The 1,379-nt window shown below is 56.7% G+C and carries 2 rRNA genes; both read left to right on the forward strand.

What is annotated here, in order from left to right:
- Positions 1-1,173 (forward strand): 23S ribosomal RNA (locus ACZ4Z2_RS37315); the annotation flags it as partial.
- A gap of 89 nt (positions 1,174-1,262) precedes the next feature.
- Positions 1,263-1,379, forward strand: a 5S ribosomal RNA gene (rrf, locus tag ACZ4Z2_RS37320).

Here is a 1,379-nt window from a genome sequence, read left to right on the forward strand (position 1 = left end):
TGAGCTGGGGGTGGCCGCAGAGACCAGCGAGAAGCGACTGTTTACTAAAAACACAGGTCCGTGCGAAGCCGTAAGGCGATGTATACGGACTGACGCCTGCCCGGTGCTGGAACGTTAAGGGGACCGGTTAGCTCACTTTCGGGTGGGCGAAGCTGAGAACTTAAGCGCCAGTAAACGGCGGTGGTAACTATAACCATCCTAAGGTAGCGAAATTCCTTGTCGGGTAAGTTCCGACCTGCACGAATGGCGTAACGACTTCTCGACTGTCTCAACCATAGGCCCGGTGAAATTGCACTACGAGTAAAGATGCTCGTTTCGCGCAGCAGGACGGAAAGACCCCGGGACCTTTACTACAGTTTGATATTGGTGTTCGGTTCGGCTTGTGTAGGATAGCTGGGAGACTGTGAAGTCCATACGCCAGTATGGGTGGAGTCGTCGTTGAAATACCAGTCTGGTCGTGCTGGATGTCTAACCCGGGTCCGTGATCCGGATCGGGGACAGTGTCTGATGGGTAGTTTAACTGGGGCGGTTGCCTCCTAAAGGGTAACGGAGGCGCCCAAAGGTTCCCTCAGCCTGGTTGGCAATCAGGTGGTGAGTGTAAGTGCACAAGGGAGCTTGACTGTGAGACCGACGGGTCGAGCAGGGACGAAAGTCGGGACTAGTGATCCGGCGGTGGCTTGTGGAAGCGCCGTCGCTCAACGGATAAAAGGTACCCCGGGGATAACAGGCTGATCTTCCCCAAGAGTCCATATCGACGGGATGGTTTGGCACCTCGATGTCGGCTCGTCGCATCCTGGGGCTGGAGTCGGTCCCAAGGGTTGGGCTGTTCGCCCATTAAAGCGGTACGCGAGCTGGGTTTAGAACGTCGTGAGACAGTTCGGTCCCTATCCGCTGTGCGCGTAGGAGTCTTGAGAAGGGCTGTCCCTAGTACGAGAGGACCGGGACGGACGAACCTCTGGTGTGCCAGTTGTTCTGCCAAGGGCATGGCTGGTTGGCTACGTTCGGGAGGGATAACCGCTGAAAGCATCTAAGCGGGAAGCCTGCTTCGAGATGAGGACTCCCACCTCTATAAGAGGGTAAGGCTCCCAGTAGACGACTGGGTTGATAGGCCGGATCTGGAAGCACGGTAACGTGTGGAGGTGACCGGTACTAATAGGCCGAGGGCTTGTCCTCAGTTGCTCGCGTCCACTGTGTTGGTTCTGAAACCACGAACAACCCCGCGTTTGTCACAGAGCGTGGTGCGGTTGATTGTTTCATAGTGTTTCGGTGGTCATAGCGTGAGGGAAACGCCCGGTTACATTCCGAACCCGGAAGCTAAGCCTTACAGCGCCGATGGTACTGCAGGGGGGACCCTGTGGGAGAGTAGGACGCCGCCGAAC

This window comes from Streptomyces sp. NPDC030183 (genome assembly GCF_055573455.1).